The 3162-nt window shown below is 55.4% G+C and carries 2 protein-coding genes; both read left to right on the forward strand.

Annotation, left to right across the window (positions count from 1 at the left end):
• The first annotated feature begins 219 nt into the window (after positions 1–219).
• A complete protein-coding gene (locus ACO5R6_RS07510; RefSeq protein ID WP_143223504.1) occupies positions 220–852 on the forward strand; it encodes a hypothetical protein in 633 nt (210 codons plus the stop codon).
• Between the two features lie 40 nt (positions 853–892).
• Entirely contained in the window at positions 893–2842 is a 1950-nt protein-coding gene (locus ACO5R6_RS07515) for a VirD4-like conjugal transfer protein, CD1115 family (protein WP_075403426.1), read from the forward strand.
• Positions 2843–3162: the final 320 nt, after the last annotated feature.

A 3162-nucleotide genomic window follows, 5' to 3' on the forward strand; every position in this document is an offset into this window, starting at 1 on the left:
CACCCACCCGCACCACCCCCACCCACCACCCACACCGATAAGCCTATTCTCCGAATCAAGGACAGTGTTCACCTAGATCAATTCACTGCCTCGGCGTCAACGAGTGAAGTAACATAATTGAACTGAGTCTAAGAATTACGAAAGGCGGCCAAAGAGTATTAAAATAATTACCTACCAACATCAACACATTCTGTTCCGTCACCATTAGTAGAGGTCGTTATGCTCGCAGATGACACAGCCAAAGCAGCCATGGAAGTCACTATCAAGATGATTGGAGGGGTGCCTCAGTTACTTGCCAGTATTGATCGGTTAACTCATTCAAGCCTTCATAACATTGCCGGACTCGGGCATAAAGGGGCGATGCTGGCGAACTCGAACTCCATCAAGAACGGGACAATTTCGCTCTCCAGGAAGCAGGCTCCGCTCGGGCGCGGCGTGGGCGCCAAAGGGGTGAGTAGCTCACTGTTCGCAAAAATTCAGGCAAGCCTTCTTCAGCAGGGAGTGAATCTTGCTGCCCAGATTGGAGGAGATGGCAACGTCCAAGTAACTATCAGTGCGAATAATCCTAGTTCCTTAATGAAGGGGCTATCAAGCCTCGGCGATATCCTCCGTGGTCGTAGCCAAAAGATTGGCGGCCCAAATTTGAAACCCAGAACTCCTCGTGGCACGAATCCCGGCAAGCCGAAGCCGGCGCTTTCCGGACCGCAGAAGCATATCGACGGCATTCGTCAGGCTCGCCAGAAGATGCATCGCAATAATGCGCCTGGAAATAAAGGGGCAAGATCGATGCCCGGCCTGGGTGCCCCTCGGAGTGCGCCAATGAAGCCGCCGTCATTCGGGGTCCCGCGCTGACACTCGCGTTCTACAGCAACTAAATTTCGGAGGAAGAATAATGAGTAGAATCCGATATGTCATTCTCGCCTCAGTGACTCTGATTTCCTGGTGGATCGGAGATAAAATCTCCTGGCAGATACGAACTGACCATGCCTCAGGCCGCACTTTCAGTGACGTGATGGACAGATTCTGGTTCGACCTCAAGAGTCCTTTCCACGTCTCCTGGCAGACGACTGACATGCTCGTCGGAGCAGGATTCGCTGCGGCGATCCTGATGATGTGGGCCTATCATGTGGGTGCCAGAAAAGCCACTCGCCCAGGAGAGGAGCACGGTTCGGCAAAATGGGCGACTCCCCGGGACATTCGCCCTTACGTCGGAAACCGGTCGAATGATATTCTTTTCACTCGTACCGAATCTTTGAGTCTCGATTCCCGGAAGACCCAGCGAAACCTCAACGCTCTTGTTATTGGAAGCTCTGGTTCAGGTAAGTCGCGCTACTTCGTGATGCCTAATCTTCATCAGGGGAACACTTCCTATGTTGTGACGGACCCCAAAGGTGAGGTTCTCGCGGCAACGGGAAACAAGCTCCTTGAACTCGGGTATGAAATACGGTGCCTCAACCTTGTTGACTTCGCTCGATCCGACACTTTCAATCCTCTTGCGTACTTCAACCCTGACCAGGCGGAAGTCGACTGCGCAATTCTGACGGAAAACTTCATCACGAACACGACAGGAAAGAAGCCCGCCGATGGTGGCGATTTCTGGGAAAAGGCGGAAAGGGCTCTGCTAACCGCCCTTGTTGCGATGGTCTACTTCTCCAAGGGCGGGAAGGGGACGCTTCTCGATGTCGTCGAGCTTCTGTCAAGAATGACAGCTTCTGAGCAAAACGAGGAGGCGCTCAGCTCGGTCGATGAGCTATTCCTTTCTACGAAGGATTACATTGCCGAGTATGAAAAGAATCCAGATTCCGACCCGGCCAGCGCCAAGATGTTCGAAGGTCTCCGGTTCGCATGCTCTCAGTACAATGTGTACACGCAGGGCGCGGGCGAGACCAAGAAGTCAGTGATCATCTCTCTGGGGGTTAGAATGGCTCCCCTTCACATGGCCCCCATGCGGAGAATACTGGGATCAGATACGATCAAGGCGGACCAGATTGGAATGCGCCCGACGGCACTGTTCCTTGTGATCCCCGACACTCACCAGGCATTCAACTTCCTGGCATCCATCTTCTATGAGACCTTCTTCGAGAAGAACATCTATATCGCGGATCATTCTGGTGGCCGACTTCCGGTCCCAGTGCAGTGCTACATGGACGAGTTCGCCAATATCGGCAAAATGCCCAGCTTTGAGCGTAAAATTGCCGTGATGCGTTCGCGCGGCATCTCCACCTCCGTTATCCTGCAGAACTACTCTCAAGGGAAAGCACTCTACAAAGATGACTGGGAGACTATTGTTGGAAACTGTGACTCCCTGCTCTTCTTGGGAGGAAATGAGGGGTCCACAACCGAGTTCATCTCCAAGAGGCTGGGTAAGGAGACCATCACCCAGGAAGACAACTCGGATCAGCGAGGAGCCCAGGGATCCTGGTCCCGGTCATATCGCTCGTCAGGTCGTGAGCTCATGACGGCAGATGAAATTTCTCGCCTTCCGGGTAACGAATGTCTTTACTTCCTGCGGGGTGTTCCCCCGTTCCGCTCTCGGAAGTTGGCGGCCCTGTCTGAGGGCTACTTCGAATACATGCCAACGGAGGCTCCAGAAATTCTCTCCCCGGAGGAGAACCTCCTTCTATCTCCTTGGGAGGACAGGCCAGAGTATAACGAGGCCGACAGCAATGACGATGAGTTCGCGGACATAAGCGACGATCCCGACCTTGCTGAGCTCGCTGACATGAGTCCTTCGGATCTCGATGAGTTCGGCGGCGAAGGTGACGTCGAGATCACCGTCGTTCTGAGTGACGGACGGCAGGATCGGCAGGTCATTCACCTCAAGGATCTTGACGCCTTCTGACCTCACTCCGACAGTTCCCTGAGGCGGCCCAGGTCCTGACCCCTCGTGCTGGCCGCCCACCGCGATCCTGACGGAGGCCCCCGCACAGGGGCACTTGACCGTATGAACCAGCCAGGGGCGGGACACCGCTACTCCCCGACGCCCATCCCGCACCCTGGCCCGCGGTCAGCCGGCGTGGCGCAGCCGCAGGGAGTTGGAGACCACGATGACACTGGAGGCGGCCATGGCGGCCCCCGCGATCATCGGGTTGAGCAACCCGGCGGCTGCCAGCGGGATCGCGGCCACGTTGTAGGCGAAGGCCCAGAACAAGTTCTGGCGGA

Source organism: Shuttleworthella sp., from assembly GCF_057251025.1.